17 protein-coding genes and 1 tRNA gene are annotated in these 19,767 nt (G+C 43.3%); 12 read left to right on the top strand and 6 right to left on the bottom strand.

The features are described from left to right. Nucleotides 1–62 precede the first annotated feature (62 nt). A complete protein-coding gene (locus EOD41_RS08350) occupies nt 63–515 on the top strand; it encodes a hypothetical protein (RefSeq protein WP_127704319.1) in 453 nt (150 codons plus the stop codon). Here the strand turns inward: EOD41_RS08350 and EOD41_RS08345 are convergent, their stop codons facing one another. Then, nucleotides 516–1,193, bottom strand: coding sequence for a metal-dependent transcriptional regulator (locus EOD41_RS08345; protein ID WP_205780504.1), 678 nt, complete (start codon nt 1,191–1,193; stop codon nt 516–518). It lies immediately after the preceding gene. 94 nt (nt 1,194–1,287) lie between these two features. Here EOD41_RS08345 and EOD41_RS08340 point away from each other — a divergent pair, with 94 nt between their 5' ends. The 5 genes from EOD41_RS08340 to EOD41_RS08320 all read left to right on the top strand — a co-directional run bounded on the left by EOD41_RS08340 (nt 1,288) and on the right by EOD41_RS08320 (nt 7,695). Further along, a complete protein-coding gene (locus tag EOD41_RS08340) occupies nt 1,288–3,732 on the top strand; it encodes a TonB-dependent receptor (RefSeq protein WP_127704318.1) in 2,445 nt (814 codons plus the stop codon). Between the two features lie 15 nt (nt 3,733–3,747). Next, entirely contained in the window at nt 3,748–4,263 is a 516-nt protein-coding gene (locus EOD41_RS08335; RefSeq protein WP_127704317.1) for a protease, read from the top strand. 40 nt (nt 4,264–4,303) lie between these two features. Continuing rightward, complete coding sequence (locus EOD41_RS08330) at nt 4,304–4,708, top strand: Dabb family protein (protein ID WP_127704316.1); 405 nt, start codon at nt 4,304–4,306, stop codon at nt 4,706–4,708. Nucleotides 4,709–4,731: 23 nt separating this feature from the next. Then, nucleotides 4,732–5,358, top strand: a complete 627-nt coding sequence (locus EOD41_RS08325) for a hypothetical protein (protein WP_164849900.1) — start codon at nt 4,732–4,734, stop codon at nt 5,356–5,358. Nucleotides 5,359–5,451: 93 nt separating this feature from the next. Further along, a complete protein-coding gene (locus EOD41_RS08320; protein ID WP_127704314.1) occupies nt 5,452–7,695 on the top strand; it encodes a Tex family protein in 2,244 nt (747 codons plus the stop codon). A 492-nt stretch (nt 7,696–8,187) separates the two neighbouring features. On the opposite strand, the gene EOD41_RS08315 is transcribed toward EOD41_RS08320, so the two are convergent. Beyond that, nucleotides 8,188–8,664: an Lrp/AsnC ligand binding domain-containing protein gene (locus EOD41_RS08315; protein WP_127704313.1), complete on the bottom strand. Its 477-nt coding sequence runs from the start codon at nt 8,662–8,664 to the stop codon at nt 8,188–8,190. Nucleotides 8,665–8,817: 153 nt separating this feature from the next. Between EOD41_RS08315 and EOD41_RS20685 the strand changes: the two genes are divergently transcribed. Next, nucleotides 8,818–8,928 (top strand) — tRNA-Asp (locus tag EOD41_RS20685). Between the two features lie 543 nt (nt 8,929–9,471). Here EOD41_RS20685 and EOD41_RS08310 read toward each other — a convergent pair. Together EOD41_RS08310 and EOD41_RS08305 are read right to left on the bottom strand one after the other, a co-directional pair. Further along, on the bottom strand, nt 9,472–11,871 hold the full coding sequence (locus EOD41_RS08310) for an ABC transporter permease (RefSeq protein WP_127704312.1): 2,400 nt from the start codon (nt 11,869–11,871) through the stop codon (nt 9,472–9,474). A 207-nt stretch (nt 11,872–12,078) separates the two neighbouring features. Continuing rightward, the gene (locus EOD41_RS08305) at nt 12,079–12,657 is read right to left on the bottom strand and encodes a porin family protein (RefSeq protein WP_127704311.1); all 579 of its coding nucleotides are present in this window, start codon (nt 12,655–12,657) and stop codon (nt 12,079–12,081) included. Nucleotides 12,658–12,790: 133 nt separating this feature from the next. Between EOD41_RS08305 and EOD41_RS08300 the strand changes: the two genes are divergently transcribed. After that, nucleotides 12,791–13,006 (top strand): CsbD family protein, encoded by a 216-nt coding sequence (locus EOD41_RS08300; protein ID WP_127704310.1) that lies wholly within the window; start codon nt 12,791–12,793, stop codon nt 13,004–13,006. A 119-nt stretch (nt 13,007–13,125) separates the two neighbouring features. Here EOD41_RS08300 and EOD41_RS08295 read toward each other — a convergent pair whose 3' ends face one another. Both EOD41_RS08295 and EOD41_RS08290 read right to left on the bottom strand, forming a co-directional pair. Continuing rightward, nucleotides 13,126–14,109: a pyruvate dehydrogenase complex E1 component subunit beta gene (locus EOD41_RS08295; protein ID WP_127704309.1), complete on the bottom strand. Its 984-nt coding sequence runs from the start codon at nt 14,107–14,109 to the stop codon at nt 13,126–13,128. Between the two features lie 403 nt (nt 14,110–14,512). Then, nucleotides 14,513–16,054 carry an acyl-CoA carboxylase subunit beta gene (locus EOD41_RS08290; protein WP_127704308.1) on the bottom strand — a complete coding sequence of 514 codons (1,542 nt, stop codon included), beginning with the start codon at nt 16,052–16,054 and terminating at the stop codon, nt 14,513–14,515. 103 nt (nt 16,055–16,157) lie between these two features. Here EOD41_RS08290 and EOD41_RS08285 point away from each other — a divergent pair, with 103 nt between their 5' ends. The 4 genes from EOD41_RS08285 (at nt 16,158) to EOD41_RS08270 (ending at nt 19,752) form a co-directional block, all read left to right on the top strand. Next, entirely contained in the window at nt 16,158–16,490 is a 333-nt protein-coding gene (locus tag EOD41_RS08285; protein WP_127704307.1) for a hypothetical protein, read from the top strand. 94 nt (nt 16,491–16,584) lie between these two features. Beyond that, nucleotides 16,585–18,192: a SulP family inorganic anion transporter gene (locus EOD41_RS08280; RefSeq protein WP_127704306.1), complete on the top strand. Its 1,608-nt coding sequence runs from the start codon at nt 16,585–16,587 to the stop codon at nt 18,190–18,192. A gap of 12 nt (nt 18,193–18,204) precedes the next feature. Beyond that, on the top strand, nt 18,205–18,909 hold the full coding sequence (can, locus tag EOD41_RS08275; protein ID WP_127704305.1) for a carbonate dehydratase: 705 nt from the start codon (nt 18,205–18,207) through the stop codon (nt 18,907–18,909). 165 nt (nt 18,910–19,074) lie between these two features. Continuing rightward, a complete protein-coding gene (locus EOD41_RS08270; RefSeq protein ID WP_127704304.1) occupies nt 19,075–19,752 on the top strand; it encodes a YoaK family protein in 678 nt (225 codons plus the stop codon). Nucleotides 19,753–19,767 lie beyond the last annotated feature (15 nt).

Below are 19,767 nucleotides of genomic sequence, written 5' to 3'. Positions count from 1 at the left end.
ATTAACAATTCAATGCTTTCTGTTTCAATGGCATTTGCTATTTTTAGCGCAAACAATCAGTCATGACTTACTTCAACCTAAAAGCAAAAGCATTTATAATATTACTGACAGCAGCTCTTTTTGGCAGCGGCGCTTATGCACAAGCACAAACCGGCGGGGTAGTTGGCGCACAAACCTATGCCGAAAACTTTTTTAAAGCTTATAAAGAAGATACCCGCAAAGCGGTGTTCGAACTGTTTAAAACTAACCCGCGTATTGATTCGGGCAAGTTAGAAGACATAGTAAAAACCATTGATAAAGAGCGCAAGAACATAGGCGATTATCACGGTAAGGAGTTAATCACACAGAAAAAAGCTTCGGGCAGTTTGGTGTTATACAGCTACCTGGTTAAGCATGACGTGCAGCCTGTAAGGTTTACCTTTATGTTTTACAAGCCTAAGAACGACTGGATAATCTACCGCTTTTATTTCGACGGCAATGTTGACAGCGAATTGCAGGATTCGGCGAAATTGTAATTACTCCACCAAAATATTCTCACCAAACTTTTGTGATACGGTAGTATTTGCCGCGCCGTTGATACTGATCACGAGCGAATTGTCGAAACTGATCTTCTCCACTAAAGTGATAGTGGTGCCAATGCCGATATCAAGTTTAAGCAAATATTGCAAAAAAGCACTGCTGGTATCGCGTACGGCGGCTACGCGGCAATTGGTTCCGGTTTTCATGTCGGCAAGAGTAACTGAGTAGGCTTTGGCCATTTTACCGTTAGCTTTAGGTATCGGATCGCCGTGCGGGTCGTATTCAGGAAAGCCAAGAAACTTATCGAGCCTGTCGGCCAGGGTGGTATCGTTTATGTGCTCCAGTTCCTCGGCAATATCGTGTATCTCGTCCCAGTGGTAACCCAGTTTCTCCAGTAAAAAAACTTCCCAAAGGCGGTGCCGACGGACAATCAGTACCGCGGATTTTAAACCTTGCGGAGTAAGGCTTACACCGCTTTTTTTATCATACGCTATCAGCTGTTTATCCGTCAGCTTACGTATCATATCAACTACCGACGCCGGGTTATTGCGTAACGATTCGGCAATGGCGGTGGGCGTTATCTTCACCCCTTCATCTTGCGACAGGCGGTAAATAGCCTTTAAATAATTCTCTTCTGACAGGGTATGCATTCCGGATAACTCTTTAACAAACATAGTTAATAGTTGCAATAAATAAAATTAGACAAACCTAATTTTATTTATTGTGTTAATTTAACTATTTATATATGTTTGTTCAAAATATCTGTTTATGCGTAGCCTTTTACTTTTTATGCTGATATGCTTTCCGATAATAACTAACGCCCAGGATGCGGTATTAAAAGGAAAAGTTGTGGCCGATGGTATGCCGGTTCCGTATGCGTCAGTATTAATAAGCGGCACAAAAACCGGTACGCGGACAGATAGCGCGGGGTACTATGAATTAAAGGGTATTAAGCCGGGCATTCACAAAGTAACGTTCAGCAGCATCAGTTTCGAAAGCCAAAGACATACGGTAATTATCACCGGCACCCAAACTACGGTTTTAAATATCAGCTTAAAGCCATACAGTTCAAACCTTAACGAGGTGGTTATTACCGGGGTATCAAGAGCTACCGAGCTCCGGAAAAATCCTGTGCCGGTAGCAGTAATGTCTAAAACAAGCATCGAAGCAAAAGTTAGCACTAATATTATCGAGAGTATTGTAAAAGGCGTGCCGGGGGTAAATGCCGTTACCACAGGACCCAACATCTCAAAACCCTTCATCCGCGGACTGGGCTATAACAGGGTGCTTACTTTATATGATGGCATTCGCCAGGAAGGCCAGCAATGGGGCGACGAACACGGCATTGAGATAGACGCCTACGGATTAGGCCGTGTAGAAGTGGTAAAAGGCCCTGCAAGTTTAACCTACGGCAGCGACGCGCTGGCCGGGGTGATCAACCTTATACCAGATATCAGGCAGGATAGTACAGGTTTTAAGGGCGACTTTACCACCGAATATCACAGCAACAACGGTATGACAGGTAATTCACTCGGATTAGGATACAACACCGGTAACTGGCGGTATAGCCTGCGCGGAACGTTCAAGGCGGCGCACGATTACCGTAACCCTGTTGATGGTTATGTGTATAACACAGGTTTCCGTGAGATGAACTTCACCGGCATTGCCCGCACCGACAAAAAGTGGGGATATGCACAAATTGCCGCCACCCTGTACAACAACAACCAGGAAATACCCGATGGCAGCCGTGATTCTCTAACCCGCCGTTTTACTAAACAGGTAAGTGAAGATGATGATATAAAAAACCGTCCGCTGGTAACGGATGAGGAACTGCGTGCCTACACACTTGCACCGTTACGGCAAAGTATAAAGCATTACAGGTTGTATGGTCAATCGCAATTTAAAATAGGACAAGGCAGTGCGTACCTGATGACAGGCCTTCAACGAAACATCCGCAGGGAGTTTCTGCATCCTTCAGACATTAATCAGGCATCGCTTGATATCATTTTAAATACCTTAAATTACGAAGCGCGCTATAATCTTCCTTCATTTTCGGACATTGAAAGCACCATAGGCGTAAATGGTTTTTACCAAACTAACCGTAATCAAAACGGCACTACCTTCCCTATTCCTGATTATAATTTGTTTGATATCGGTACTTATATCTTCGCTAAAAAAAGCTTTGGTAAGGTAGATGTTTCAGGTGGTGTAAGGTATGATAACCGCCGTATTCGCTGGCACAACTTCTATGTAGGTACCGATGCGCGAACCGGCTTTGACAGGCAGGTTGATGCCGGCACACCCGGCGCCGAATTACAATTCCCGGCATTCAGTCATAATTATACCGGACTTTCGGGCAGTTTTGGATTAACCTATAACATCACCGGACGCCTGCTAATAAAAGCCAATATTGCCCGCGGCTACCGTGCGCCAAATATTACCGAGATCGGTTCAAACGGACTCGACCCCGGCGCACACATTGTGTATCTGGGTAACAGAACTTTTAAGCCTGAATTCAGCCTGCAGCAGGATGTAGGTTTTATAGCTTACCTCAATAATATGGATATCTCGCTTGAGCTGTTCAACAATAATATCGATAACTACATTTACCAAGCAAAACTTACCGACGAGAATGGCAATCCTGTAGTGATAGTGGAAGGCAATACAACTTATCAGTATCAGCAGTCGAAGGCACGGCTTTACGGTGCGGAGCTTACCTGGAACCTGCGTCCCGAAAGTGTAAAATGGCTGGCATTTAACAACAGTCTGGCCTATGTAACAGGCATCAACAAAAACGAAAAGCTAATCCAACAATCAAACGGCGCGGCGAAGTACCTGCCATTCATCCCGCCCCTGCATGTGCGCAGCGAACTAAAGTTTACTATCCCAGGTACCTATGGCGCTTTTTCGAAAATATTTGCCGGCATTGAAGCCGACATGTATGGCGAACAGGATAGGTTTTATGCTTTAGACGATACCGAAACTTATACACCTGCTTACACACTCATCAATCTGAGCGCAGGCGCTACCATCGGTACAAGGAAAAAATGCCTGAAACTGTTTTTTCAGGCCGATAACGTGTTTAATAAAGCCTATCAATCTAACCTTAACCGGTTGAAATATTTTGAGTATTATCAGCAATCACCCAACAGTCGGCTGGGGATTTATAACATGGGACGTAACATAAGCTTAAAAGTGGTTTGGGGTTTTTAAGTGTATATTTACAGTATGAAAAACTACCTTATACTATCCGCTGCTGCCTTGCTGCTGGCATCGTGCAGTGCAAGTAAAACCGGGACAACCGGCGCCGATACCGTTACTGCAGTGCAAACCACGCAGGAAGCCCTTGCCGAAGACTCGCTGATTGCCATTTTGAATATAAAGGACACCATTAAAACAGGCGAACCTGTCGAACTTAAATTTACCGTATTTAACCGCACCGATAGCACCCGTCAGTTCTGTAAATGGCATACTCCGTTTGAACCGCCTATCAGCAAGTATCTGGATATAAAAGACGAGCAGGGTAACGAGGTAAACTATAAAGGCGCCATGGCCAAGCGCGTGATGCCTCCGCCGGCCGATAGCTATATTAAAGTTAATGTTGGCGACAGTGTTTCTGCCAATGCCGATCTCCTAAAATCATACGCTATCGACAAACCCGGCAGATACACCATTGTGTATAACAGCAAGGGCGTAAGCGGCGTAATTGTAAAAGACAGCGTATCATTTGTTTACAGCAAATAAAATAATCTTTTTTAATTTAAGGGCATAAAATCAAATCATCATGCCCCAAAACCGAAGAAAATTTATTGCCACTACTGCCGCTCTTGCTGCAGGTACGGCGGTATCAGCAAACCCTTTGATCAATATGAAAAGTAAATTCCCTATAGTTCATCATGTATTTTTTTGGCTGAAAAACCCCGGTTCGGTTGCCGACCGTGATAAACTGATTGAAGGCGTTAAAACCCTCTCAAAAATTGAAACTGTTAAACAACTGCATGTTGGCATAGTTGCCAGCACCGAAAAACGCGATGTGGTTGACAATAGCTGGGGCGTGTCTGAACTGATGTTTTTCAGCGACCTGGCAGGACAAGCCACTTATCAGGACCATCCAATTCATCAAGAGTTTATCAAAAACTACAGCCACCTGTGGGATAAGGTTGTGGTATATGATGTAAGTGAAGTGTAATGAACTTCACTTACATTTTATTATTGACAACAATTTTAGTTTTCCCATTCTTGGCGATGTATCTATCTAAAAAGTTAGGTATAACTAAATTGTTGCTACTTTTAAGGTATAGTATTCCTGTTATCTTAATTCATAACACACTATTCGCTACAGGCATTTCAATAAGAGGCGATTATTTTGATTACATTTTTTTCTCATTAGAGTATTTGTTGTTCACAACAGTGCTTTATAACTTTTCGCGTAGCGGAAAAAAAGTTATCCATAAAATTAGTAAGGTGGTAATTTATACCATCCTAAGTTTTGGTTACGTTATTGGAATACCGGGAATACTATTGTTTTTGCTTTTGGCATCCGGACTTGAAAGTGAAGCTAACTTTCCCTTTAAATTTAATAGGGAAAATTACGTAACCAGGAAATATTTTTATAGCGCCCTTCCCGACGGTTCAAGTGATACGTTTAAAACCTACCGCACATTCAAATTTTTACCTGTAGAAATTTTGATTGATAAAACCGTTATTATCGATGCAAAATATTATGAATTATATGATGCTATTGATGATCTCGGTTTTTCTATCAGGAAAAAAGACAACATAAACTACCTGGTCATTCGCGGATCCAAAAATAGGGCATATCGAAAAAGGATTGATTAATAAATTTTCAGAGTACTTAAGTAAAGTTTTTAAACTCTCCTTTGATTTCTCGCTAAAGTAAGGCAACTTCGCAGTCCGAAAATTTTGACGCGTATGCTTACTCATTCCAAACTAATTGCTGCCGAACTTTCCATTGCCGAAAAACAGGTAAACGCTACTGTAACCCTTCTTGATGAAGGTGCCACAGTACCGTTTATCTCCCGTTACCGTAAAGAACTTACCGGCAGTTTGGATGAAGTGCAGGTAGCCGCCATACGTGACAGGGTGCAGCAACTGCGCGACCTGGATAAGCGGCGTGAAGCTATCCTGAAGTCGCTGACAGATATGAGTAAACTAACACCCGAGCTTGAGGCGCAGATCAAAAACGCTGATACCATGGTGAAACTCGAAGATATTTATCTTCCGTATCGCCCTAAAAGAAAAACGCGTGCTACCACCGCCCGCGAAAAAGGCCTGCAGCCGCTTGCCGACAAACTGCTTGAACAGAACAGGTTTGATGTTGAAGACGCAGCTGCGCAATATATTGATATTGAAAAAGGCGTAGCCACTGTTGATGAAGCGCTGGCCGGTGCACGTGACATTATTGCCGAGTTTATAAGCGAACACGCCGAAACCCGCGCTAAAATGCGTGAACTGTTCATTGAAAAAGGTACTATTGAAAGCAGGGTTGCGCCGGGTAAAGAGCAAGAAGGCATAAAATATAAAGACTATTTTGAATGGGCAGAGCCGGTAAAAACGGCACCTTCGCACCGCATACTGGCCATGCGCCGCGGCGAAAAGGAAGAAATTTTATGGCTTGATATCAAGCCGAATGAGGATGATGCTATCGGTTTGCTTGAGAAGCTGTTTGTAAAAGGTAACAACGCGGCATCTGCGCAGATTCAGCTGGCTATTTTAGACGGCTACAAGCGCTTGCTGAAGCCGTCTATGGAAACAGAAATACGCCTGTTAACCAAAAAACAGGCTGATGAAGAAGCCATACGTGTATTTGCTGAAAATGCAAGGCAGCTGTTGCTTGGCGCACCGCTTGGTCAAAAGCGTGTAATGGCTGTTGATCCCGGCTTTCGTACCGGTTGTAAGGTGGTTTGTTTAGATGAGCAAGGCCAATTGCTTGAAAATGCTACTATATATCCGCATACCGGAGCAGGCAATGTGAAAGATGCTGAGAAAACAATAAGGCATCTGTTTGAAAAATTCGACATACAAGCCATAGCCATTGGCAATGGTACTGCGGGCCGCGAAACAGAAACATTTATCCGTAACCTTAACCTGCCTAACGCGGTAGTGGTTGTGGTTAGCGAAAGCGGCGCTTCAATATATTCAGCTTCTGAAGTGGCGCGTGAAGAATTTCCGGATAAGGATGTAACGGTGCGTGGGGCAGTATCAATTGGCAGAAGATTGATGGACCCACTGGCCGAGCTGGTCAAGATAGATCCGAAATCAATCGGCGTAGGCCAGTACCAACATGATGTTGACCAAAATAAACTTCAAACTTCGCTTGACGATACAGTTGTTAGCTGCGTAAATGCCGTTGGTGTGGAGCTCAACACCGCGTCGAAACAAATACTGGCTTACATATCGGGCCTTGGTCCGCAACTGGCGCAAAATATAATCGACTACCGCAACCAGAACGGTGCCTTTAAACGCCGCGACCAGCTGCGTAAAGTTGCCCGTCTTGGCGATAAAGCTTACGAGCAGGCGGCAGGCTTCCTGCGTATACGTGATGCTGAAAACCCGCTTGATAGCAGCGCCGTGCACCCCGAGCGTTATGCGCTGGTTGAGCAAATAGCTAAAGACCTTAATTGTTCAGTTAAGCAGTTAATGGCGGATGATAAACTGCGCAAAAGCATTCCGCTGCAAAAATATGTGTCAGAAACTGTAGGTCTGCCCACATTGAATGATATCATCGCCGAGCTGGCCAAACCCGGCCGCGACCCGCGTGAACAGTTTGAAGCATTTAGTTTTACCGAAGGTGTTAATGCTATTGACGACCTGAAAGTGGGCATGAAGCTGCCCGGCATTGTGACCAACATCACTAACTTTGGCGCTTTTGTGGATATCGGCGTTCACCAGGATGGCCTGGTGCATTTAAGCCGTATCACCAACCGCTTTATAAAAGACCCGAACGAGGTGCTGAAAGTACACCAAAAAGTAGAAGTGACAGTCACCGAGGTAGATGTTGACCGTAAACGCATATCGCTGTCAATGGTTGAAGGTGAAAAACGAGTACCAGAAAAGAAACAGGGTAACTGGGCCAACTCAAATAAACAGGCTAAACCACAACCGGAAACAGATATGGCAGCTAAACTTGCGGCACTGAAAAGCAAGTTTAAGTAAAGCTGAGATTCATAAAGATATTAGATTGTCATACTGTCCAAAGGACTCCTATGAAGAACTTGATTCAGCATCCTTCATGAAGGTGATTAACTGTCCTGTGAGATCCCGAATCAAGTTCGGGATGACGGTACTTATGAATTTGTCATTGTGAGCGTAGCACGTCAATCTCTTAAGTCACTTGTAATTGTGAAAGTGAAGAACCCATTTGCAGGCAGATGCTTCGTACCTCAGCATGACAAGAAAAAACCCGACGAAGTTGCTTCGTTATTCCTCCTTGTAATTATTTGTTTTTAAAAGGATAAGAAAATCAAGGTAATCTTCAAATCATAAAAATCAAGGTCAAGACAACCGCGTTAAGGTTGCAGCGGATACCGGCCTGTGCCTAAGGCATCCAGTTGGGGAAAGCGTATGAGCGGAAAGCCTGGCCCAAAGAGAAACGCCCGTATTATGATACTACTAACCTTCAAAAAGGGAAAGTTAGTAGTATATATTTTATTCCAGCGTGATCTGCCTTTTTATACTTTCTTCAAGTGATATAAAGGTTTCGGTACGCTGAATGCCTTTTACGCTTTGTATATTTTCGTTTAATACCTCGCGCAGGTGGTTGGTATCGTGGCATACAATTTTGGCAAAAATACTCCAGCTGCCGGTAGTGTAATGAAGCTCCACAATTTCATTAATTTTCTTCAGCTGGGTAACTGCCTCCTGGTATTGCGAGCCTTTTTCAAGGTAAATACCAAGGAAAGCGGTGATGTCATAACCCAGCTTTTGCGGGTCAACCTCAAGGCTTGCCCCCTTTATAACGCCCATTTCTTCAAGCTTTTTCATGCGCACGTGTATGGTACCGCCTGAAACAATCAATTCCTTGGCGATCTCGGTATAAGGCGTGGTCGCGTTCTTCATCAAGATAGATAATATCTCGATATCAAGTTTATCAATTTCTAAATTTTGGGCTTTCCTGTGGGGCATAAATTAAAAATTCTATATTTTAATACAAGTTTAATTAAAATCTGAATAAAAATAAAATTATTTTGTTGAAATATTTGCAAGAAATTACAACGTGTTTTAAATTTGTATCAAGCAAATGACAAATGCTTGGCGTTCTTTAAAGAAAAAACACACTGTTGGGTGGTGAAATTTTTGGCAGACACACCTCCTTGTCCCGGTGGCGGAGAATCTGGGAAACCCGCAAGGGCTAACCACTCTGTGGAGGTTCGAATCCTTCCCCAACAGCATCCTGATGGCTCAGGATACAATACTGTAGGATGGTGAAATTTTTGGCAGACACACCTCCTTGTCGCGGTGGCGGAGAAATTGGGAAACTTTAGCAATAAAATAACCACTCCGTGAAGGTTCGACTCCTTCTCCTACAGCTCTTCTCATAATTTAGGTTTATAATTGGTTAGTAAAGGCCCCTGCCCATCAGGGGCTTTGCTGTTTTATAAGGTTTTTTGACCTTGATATTTTCTGAACCGCTGATTGATGTGATTTTTTGATTTCGCTGATTTATTTTTTTGATAAGGGAGTTCCCTGCGGGCCGGGCTGTACACTCATACTGCGCAGGCCTTGAGCACATGGCCGGTATCCGTTTCCATCCCTAACGCGACTGTCTGAACCTCTGATTTGTGTGATTTTAGGATTTCACTGATTCTTGCCCTTGAAGTTGAATTGGGGGTTGGTCATGCCAAAACAAGTCGCGATTACCTTAGTAAAAACAAAAAAGCGACGGAACCACCGTCGCTTTAACATGCACTATTAACTAAATTAACAAATTATTTATTCTACTTTCAGGCTTTTAACCGGGTTCATAAACGCTGCTTTAACGGTTAATAATGATACAGTGGCCATAGCTATAAGGGCAACTACTACAAAAGGCACGGCAAACAATACCCAGCTTATGCCAATACGGAACGCATACCCCTGCAGCCACTGGTTAATGGCATACCAGCCAAGCGGTGCAGATATAACGAAGGCGATTAATATAAGCAGGGCAAAATCTTTATAAAGCAATTGCAGGATGTTATTTACTGAAGCGCCTAATACTTTACGTATACCTATTTCTTTAGTGCGTTGTACAATGGTGAACGATACCAAACCGAATAATCCTAAACATGCTACAAAAATGGCGATGATGGTAAACAGCCCGAACACCTGCCCGAAGCGCTGATCAGCCTTATATTGTTGATTGAAATGCTCATCCAGAAAGAAGTAATCGAACTGATCATCAGGGAAGAACTCTTTCCAGTTTTGCTTCAGCGCCGCTATAGCCTGCGTTACCTGCGCCTGGTTTACTTTAACCGACACATCGCCCCTAACATCAGGTATACAACGGAATATCTGCGCGTCAAACGTTTCTTTTAACGATTGCTGGTGAAAATCTTCAGTAACGCCTATTATGGTATAAGTTTCGCCCCAAAACTCGATGCGCTTGCCAATAGCTTCCGCCGGACTATTCAGCCCCAATAACTTCACAGCCGACTTATTGAACACAACGTTCTTATTTTCATTGGTATATTTTTTTGAAAATTTACGACCGGAAATCATTTTCAATCCGTAAGCTTCCAGGTAATCTTCGTCGGCGCCTATTACGCGGTATTGTTGCGCATCTTTATTATCAGCACCAACTAACTTTATGCCGCCGGCATTCCAGTTAACCGGCTGCCCGGGGATGGTGGTTGATACCGTAATGCTTTTAACCCCGGGCTGTTTCAAACTCTCCTGCTTAAAGGTGCTCATGCTGCGGTAAAACGAATCCACCTTAGCCAATGGCGCTTTAATAACGAGGGTTTGATCAATATTAACACCCAATTTTTGCTGCTGCATATATTGTATCTGCCTGTAAACGGTTAGCGAGCCGATGAGCAGAAAAATTGATGCCGCGAACTGGAAAACAACCATCCCCTGACGCAATACAATGCCTTTGGGCGATGAGGTAAGCTTGCCTTTTATTACCGATACAACTTTAAAGCCTGATAGCACAAGTGCCGGATAAAATCCTGAAAAGAAGGTACCCGCAACAAATATCCCGGTAACGGCCGCCCAAAACCATGGATTGATCAGCAGCGTGAGGCTGATATCCTGCCCTGATATTTTTGAAAAAGCAGGTAAAAACAAACCGATTATAATAACAGCCAGTAAAACAGCCAAACCGTTTAATACAGCTGCCTCAAGCATAAACTGAGTAACAAGCTGGCTTTTTGCCGAACCAAGCGTTTTACGCACACCCACCTCACGGGCACGACTGATGCCGCGGGCTGTTGCAAGGTTAATGTAATTTATCCAGGCTATTACAATAACAAATATGGCGATACCAAGCAACAGATAAACCGAGTTACCGTCGCCGTTTGGCTCGGCTTCCATCATCAGGTGCGAATACAGGTGAATATCTGTAAGCGGCATCAATGTATAAACCGCGCTGATATTTGGATTATCATAAGCTTTTTTAACAAGCGGCGGAAACTTGGCTTCAAGCGCTTTTATGTTGGTACCGGGCTTTAACAACAGGTAGGTAAGGCAACCATCATTGTACCATGCATTATCAACATCGTAGTCGCCGTTATCCTTAGTGAAAGTGCTGTATGATTTTATCATGTCCAGCTTCAAGTGCGTATTTTTAGGAAAATCCTTAAAAACCCCGGTTATTTTAAACAGCCTTTCATTATCAAGCATCAGGCTTTTATCCGTTACATCGATAGTGCCAAACAAATTTTTAGCTGTTGTTTCTGATATTACAATGCTGTTTGGTTCTGTCAATGCCGTACCTGCGTCACCGCTTAGCAACTGATAAGAAAACACTTTAAAAAATGCAGGACTTGCATAAGCCACCTTTTCAATCTTTAATTTCCTATCATCCTGCTTAGCCAGCGCAGGCCTGTCTGATACGACCTTTACAAAGTCTTCTATCTCAGGAAAAGCGTTTTTAAAAGCGTTACCCGCCGCAAAAGCTCCTGCCGCCCAGCGCGTACTTAGCTTACCCTGATCGTAACGGTCCTGATGAACACGATAGATCCTTTCCTTTTTTGTTTGGAAATCATCGTAGCTCAGTTCGTAAATTACATATTGAATAATAAGCAGACAGGCTGCCATGCCTATGGCAAGGCCTAATATGTTGATAAAAGAGAATACGGTGTTTTTGCGGATGTTCCTTAATGCAATAAGCAGGTAATTTTTGATCATGATCAGCTTGGTTTGTAAAGCTGTTACGCCAATCACATGCCAAACACATAATCAATTGATTTATTGATAATTATAATAAATTTAATAAACTTATCCGTTCGGATGCGTTACAAATCCGTTCGAAAACGAACAGTTTCGTACATTTGGGTATAAACCAAAAACCCCGGCCTTTTTTTGACCGGGATTTCTCAATACAATAAATTAAGCTTAGAAAATCTTAAAGCCTACCGCCAACGACCATAAGTTTTGCCGCTGATCAAAATAATCGTTCACCTTGGTTAAGCCGCCTTCATAACGTAGGTCGATGCTGATCTTACCTACGTCAATACCACCGCCAACCTGGTAGCCTAATGCGCTGCTTTTGTAGTTGTTAAACGCGTCGCTTATGTTACCACCAAGGTTACGGTTATCATCCATAATATAGGTATAAACGGGGCCTGCATTTAAACGTAAATTCAGGTCTTCGCTGCCAAAGGTTTTGCCTATCAGTAACGGCACGTTAAGGGTTGTAAACTTAACCTTGCCGTCAACAGTAACCGTATTGTTATTGTCTTCGGTTTTAAATTTACCGCCGCTGCTGGCCAGGTATAGTTCGGGCTGAAAATACCAGTCGCTACCTAAACGTGCGAAAGCGCCTATCTGATAACCTGTAATAGATGATTCATCTACATTATCAGCATTAATTTTTGAAAAGTTAACACCTGCTTTGGCGCCAACTGTAACCTGGGCCTTTGCACTTATAGCGCCGGCAACCAGCATTGTAATACATAAAAGATACTTTTTCATTTGTTGTTGTGAATATTATGGTTTAACATTGGTTTAGAGTACCATATTTAACAATGGTTTAACCATTTTGTGTTGTCACATATAAAACGTACTAATTAGTAGTTTTTTATATTTTTGCATCAAAACACATAAAATGGCCGAAATAAGCATTAGCAGTAAAGATTGGGAACGCGTAAAAATCAAATTGCAGCGCAAGTATAACCGTCTTACCGATGATGAACTGCAGTATACGGAAGGGCAGGAAGATGCACTGATAACCCGAATAATGGAGCTGGTTAACCGCGACAGGAAATATGTGGTTTTTACACTTAAAAAAGCTTTGGTTAATATTGACAATAACCGCCTTTAAGTCATTATTAAACAGGTAAATTTGAATAGACTCGCCTGTTTACCTGATATTATAAATTCTTTATAAAACAATAAAGCCCTGCTGGTTAACCAACAGGTCTTTATTGTTTTATAGTATTGTTACTTAGTAACGTACATTACTTCTTTAACCGCTTTAACCACTTTTTCGGCGTTTGGCAGGTACTCTTGAATTAAGGTTGGCGCGTATGGCAGCGGCACGTCGCCACCCATAATACGTTGTATTGGCGCATCAAGGTAATCAAACGCGTCTTTTTGTACTTTAAACGCAACTTCGGTAGCAATTGAACCTAACGGCCAGCTTTCTTCAACAAATACCATACGGTTTGTTTTTTTAACTGATTCAATTACAGTAGCGTAATCAATAGGGCGAACAGTGCGCAGGTCGATAACTTCAGCGTTGATACCTTCTTTAGCCAATTCTTCGGCAGCGGCGTTAACCACTTTCATTATCTTACCAAAGCCAACTAAAGTAACGTCGGTACCTTCGCGGGTAACTTTTGCTTTACCTATTTCAATATAGTAAGTTTCTTCAGGCACTTCACCCTTATCACCGTACATCAATTCAGATTCCATGAAGATAACCGGATCCGGATCTAGTATAGCTGATTTTAAAAGGCCTTTTGCGTCGTAAGGGTTTGATGGAACAACCACTTTCAAGCCCGGACAGTTGGCATACCAGTTTTCGAAACACTGGCTATGCTGTGAGCTAAGCATACCTGCGTTACCGGTTGGACCGCGAAAAACGATAGGCACTGAAAATTGTCCACCGCTCATGCTCATCATTTTGGCAGCGGCATTTATCACCTGGTCGATAGCTACAAGTGAGAAGTTGAAGGTCATAAACTCGATGATAGGTTTTAAACCGTTCATGGCCGAACCTATACCGATACCTGCAAAGCCCAATTCAGAAATAGGCGTATCAATTACACGTTTGGCGCCAAACTCATCAAGCATACCCTGGCTAACTTTATAGGCACCGTTATATTCGGCAACCTCTTCACCCATCAGGTATATGGTTTCGTCTTTGCGCATTTCTTCCTGCATTGCCTCGCGAAGCGCTTCTCTGAACTGTATTTCTCTCATTTTACTATAAAAGTGATTTTTTACGGACGCAAATATAACGCATAATGTTTGAAATTCAACGCCAACGCAACTACTATAACTATTTTACAGGTTTGTTACAATTTAGTTTCGTATAAGGGGTGTAAAAAGCACACAAAGAAGTTAAAAGTTATTACATTATCTACAATTCTCTAATCACCAATCACTAACAGGGCGTTCCCTTCGGGACGAGCTTTCTGCTCATACGCCTGCAGGCCTTTTATCAAAGAATATTCTTTTACTTTATCTTGATTATGCATAGAAATCTTTTCCGGCAAAAGAAAAAGTAACATCCACTGGCATTGATACAGCACAAGTCATTCCAATAATACCCTTACATTGCTTGAGAGATGCTTAAACAAATTCTGCATGACATGTGGTGCTTTTACAACGGTATATTCCCGTGCTTTTTCCTCGGATTATTCACAACCTTATTTTCCAGCATTTTAAACGCGTTAATAAGCTTAGCGCGGGTATCAGCAGGCTCAATCACTTCGTCAATAAAACCACGCTCGGCGGCACGGTACGGGTTGGCGAAAATTTGAGAATAAAGCTGTTCTTTTTCCTGCCATTTTGCTTCTTTATCTTCCGCTTCGCTGATTTCCCGCTTAAAAATGATCTCCGCAGCCCCTTTCGCGCCCATTACGGCTATTTCTGCAGACGGCCAGGCGAAGTTCATATCTGCGCCAATGTGTTTTGAATTCATCACATCATACGCACCGCCATAAGCCTTACGCGTAATAACGGTGACGCGCGGTACGGTTGCTTCGCAAAAAGCGTAAAGCAGTTTAGCTCCATTGGTTATTATGGCGTTCCACTCCTGGTCGGTACCAGGCAAAAAGCCTGGCACATCCTCAAATATCAGCAACGGAATATTAAAGCTGTCGCAAAAACGTATAAAGCGTGCGCCTTTGGTTGATGAGTGGATATCCAGCACACCGGCCAGAAACGCCGGCTGGTTGGCAACTATTCCTATGCTTCGGCCAGCCAAACGGGCAAAGCCGACAATTATGTTCTCAGCGAAGTCCTTATGCACTTCTAAAAATGAGCCTTCGTCAATCACTTCTGTAATCACCTCACGCATATCATACGGCTGCGAGGCATTTTCGGGCATGATATCGTTTAAAGCAGGACGCTGCTCGTTAGCCGGTTCGTAAGGCAAAGCAGGTGCTTTATCCTCGCAATTCTGCGGCATGTAACTCAGCAATTGTTTGATATGCTGTATAGCGGCTATCTCGTTGGCACAAGCAAAATGCGTGACGCCCGATTTGGTTGCATGTGTTGTGGCGCCACCAAGTTCTTCAGAAGTTACTACTTCATGTGTTACCGTTTTTACCACATTAGGGCCGGTGACAAACATGTACGAGGTATTTTCAACCATCAAAATAAAATCGGTTATGGCCGGCGAATACACGGCGCCGCCCGCGCACGGCCCCATAATGGCCGACAACTGTGGCACTACACCGGATGCCAAAGTATTGCGGTAAAATATATCAGCATAGCCGCCCAGGGACACTACGCCTTCCTGTATGCGCGCTCCGCCCGAATCATTGAGTCCGATTATTGGCGCGCCGTTCTTCAAAGCAAGGTCCATTATTTTGCATATCTTTTCAGCATGGGTTTCAGAAAGCGATCCCCCAAATACAGTAAAATCCTGCGAGTACACATATATTAACCTGCCGTTTACGGTACCATACCCGGTAACCACGCCATCGCCGGGGTACTTTTCCTTCTCCATGCCAAAATCAGCCGAGCGGTGGGTAACCAGCATACCTATTTCCTGAAAGCTGCCTTCATCGAGTAAAAAATGAAGTCGTTCCCGTGCTGTCAGTTTGCCTTTTTTATGCTGAGCTTCGATTCGTGCTCTGCCGCCACCCGCAAGGGCCTGCTCCTGTTTTTGTTGTAGGATATTTATTTTTTCGTTCACAATTGGCGTGTTAGTGCGTTAAAAATAGTAATTTAAATGTAAGATAAACCTGCACATCTTGCCTTGACATATTGCCAAAGTAATTTTTATATATTTGTAACTGATGAAGGCAAAGGCATTCAAGTTATCGGTAGCAATACTTTTCCTCACTATTTTCTTCTCGAAGATGGTGATATCGATAGCGCCTGTACTTTTTCAAATGGATAACAAGGTGGTTAACGCTGTAATTATGCAGCTGGAAAACGAATCCAAATCAGAAAAGGAAAATCCTGATAAAGAGGATTTCAAAGAGAAAAAATCCTTTGATGAATACTACACCCACCTTGTTCGCTACAATATTCACTTAATTGAGGTAAACATTCTGCATAATCAGGAAAGCCTGATCTATCATGAAGTTTACTACCCGGTAGTACCTACCCCGCCGCCCAACGCGTAATTCCCCTTTCTATCCCCTTATATTTTACCGGCTTAACATACCGGTAGATTCCCCCTTTGAATCTTAACAACCTTAAAAGTTTAGTTTATTATTTATGACTCAGCACGATCATAGCGGCGACGCTAATGGATTTTTTGACGTGAAAAAGTATTTCCTGGCCAAAAACCTTAAGAAGGATATTCCGGCCAGTATAGTGGTATTTTTAGTGGCGTTGCCGCTATGTTTAGGTATAGCGCTGGCATCGGGCGCGCCGCTTTTCGCTGGTTTATTAACCGGTATTATAGGCGGTATAGTGGTAGGCACTGTCAGCGGCTCACAGTTGAGTGTGGCCGGTCCGGCAGCAGGTTTAACCTCTATCGTGTTCAGCGCTATTGCCACGCTTGGGTCGTACGAAGCTTTCCTGCTAAGTGTGATGATAGCAGGCGGCATACAAATTATCTTCGGTATAATAAAGGCCGGTATTATTGGCAATTACTTCCCTTCGGCAGTAATTGAAGGCATGCTGGCGGCCATCGGTATCATCCTTATCATGAAACAGTTTCCGCATGCCGTAGGCTATGATGCCGATTACGAAGGCAACGAGAGCTTCGCGCAGGCAGATACGCATAATACCTTTTCAGGTTTGATGGTGGCCATATCAAAAATTAACTATGGCGCGGTAATTATCGCCTCGGTATCAATTGCTATAATGCTTTTTTGGCCGAAGGTTAAAAAGCTGGCCATAGTACCGGCGCCATTGCTGGTGGTTATTGCCGGCGTTATACTGGCATCGGTATTCAGCAGTACAGGTTTCGCTTTGCAGAAAGACCAGTATGTATCTATACCCAGCGTAAACAGCGCTTCGGAGTTTTTCGGACTGTTGCGAATGCCCGACTTCAGCCAGATAACGCGCGGACAGATATGGATAACCGCAGGTACCATAGCGCTTGTAGCCAGTTTAGAAAGTTTGCTGAGCCTTGAAGCGGTTGATAAAATAGACCCAATAAAACGGATATCGCCAACCAACCGCGAACTTATTGCCCAGGGTACCGGCAACCTGATAAGCGGCTTTTTAGGAGGATTACCTATGACGGCGGTTATCGTACGTTCATCAGCAAACGTTAACGCCGGCGCACGTACCAAAATGAGTGCTATAATGCATGGCTTCCTGCTGCTGCTGTCGCTGCTGTTTATACCGGCAATTATTAATCTGATCCCGCTGTCGTGCCTGGCAGCCATACTGTTAATGACAGGTTATAAACTGGCACGCATAGGCCTGTTCCAGCATATGTGGCACAAAGGCCTGCCGCAGTTTATACCGTTTGTGGTAACTATTGTAGCCGTAGTATTAACCGACCTGCTTATTGGCGTAGGCATCGGTTTGTTTGTGGGCGGTTTCTTTATACTTTATACCAACCTTCGTAATCCCTACTTCTACCAGATAGTGAAAGACGACAACGGCAAAAAGGTTATCCACATAAAACTTGCCGAAGAGGTATCATTTCTGAACAAGGCGGCCATACAGGTAACCCTTACCAGCCTGCCAAAAAGCAGCGACGTGATTATCGACGGATCAAATTCGAGGTTCATCGATCCGGATGTACTCGAGATTATAGAGAACTTTAAGCATAATGCCTATACTAAGGGTATAGTGGTACAGCTTAAGGATATCAAACCAAGGTACGACGTACCCAAATTAAATGAATTGACTTACAAACCTTAATAATTGAAAAACATGGCAACTACAGAAAATAACGCGAACGGTACAAAGTATACCGTAGTAACATCAGAGAGCTATAATAAGCTGATAAACGCTAACCGTCAGTGGGCGGAAAGCAAAGTTAATGAAGACCCTGACTTTTTTAAAAAACTGGCTGCGGGTCAAAGCCCGGAGGTATTATGGATAGGCTGTTCAGACAGTCGTGTACCTGCAAACGAAGTTACAGGCACCAAACCGGGCGAAGTTTTTGTACACCGCAACATTGCTAACGTTTGTGTACATAGCGACATGAACCTGCTTAGCGTGCTCGACTATGCCGTTAACGTCCTCAAAGTAAAGCACATTATTGTTGCCGGCCACTATGGCTGCGGTGGTGTAGCCGCTGCCATGACGCATAAGCAATTTGGTATTATTGACAACTGGCTGCGCCACATAAAGGATATTTACCGCCTGCACAGCCATGAGCTTGACCGTATTACCGACCAAGAAACAAAGGTTAACCGTTTGGTTGAGCTTAATGCTACCGAGCAGGTTTATAATATCTGCAAAACATCAATTGTACAAAACGCCTGGAACAACGGGCAGGACCTGCACGTACACGGCTGGGTTATAGATTTAAAAACAGGCCTTGTTAAAGACCTGAAAGTAAGCAGTAACGGCTCAGAAAACCTGGGTTATGTTTACGCGCTTGACGGCATTGAAGCCGCAGCTTCACGCTAAGCTGCATTCAATATGTTGAGGTGTTTTCGGCCCGTGCGTTCATAGCGCACGGGTTATTTATTTTTAGTGTGTTATGTAAATGTTATTTAATTATTAAATAATTGTTACATCACACAAAATCAGAGTATTATAAGCGATTTTAGCCGGCAATCTTAAACCGGTTTCATGTTAAGGCAGTCAAGGCACCACCGTTCACTAAAACAAAATTTAATGCTCGCTTCGTCAACGGCTTTTGCCGCGGGAGTTATCAATGTTGCGGCCCTGGTATCGTTCTTCGCCTTTTCATCAAGCATAAGCGGTCATATGGCTAAACTGGCCAACAACCTGGTATCTCAAAACTTTGAGGAAGTGCTGATATTCTTCGCATGGCTGAACCTGTTCTTTTTGGGTTCGTTTATTTCAAGCTTTACGGTAAACTCATACGGATCGGTAAACCCTTACCGCGCCCATGCAATACCCATTGTGCTTGAAATAGTTGTGTTACTGTTTGTTGCGATATATGGTCATAACTTTTACAAGGAAACAAAGGTTGAACGCGAGGTAGTAATAGGCTGCACTATTTTCGCTATGGGATTGCAAACCGGGTTAGTGACAGTAATTTCAAACGGATTGATCAAATCAACCAGTTTGGCAAGTTTATTTACTGATCTGGGTGCTGAATTGGCCGAGTACTTTCATATAGGTACGAATCGTGACAAGCGCATACGCCATCGTTTGTATGTGCGTATTACCGTATTGCTGTTTTACCTGATAGGCGGACTGGTTGGCGGTTACTTTTTTAATAAGCTGGCTTTTGATGTGTTTTATTTTGTGCCTGTAATACTCATATTAGTGTTATTATAATGCTTGTATAGCTAA

Source organism: Mucilaginibacter limnophilus, assembly GCF_004005815.1.
GTDB classification, from domain to species: domain Bacteria; phylum Bacteroidota; class Bacteroidia; order Sphingobacteriales; family Sphingobacteriaceae; genus Mucilaginibacter; species Mucilaginibacter limnophilus.
The sequence above is the reverse complement of the archived record's forward strand: the minus strand, read 5'-3'. Positions and strand labels throughout refer to the sequence as shown.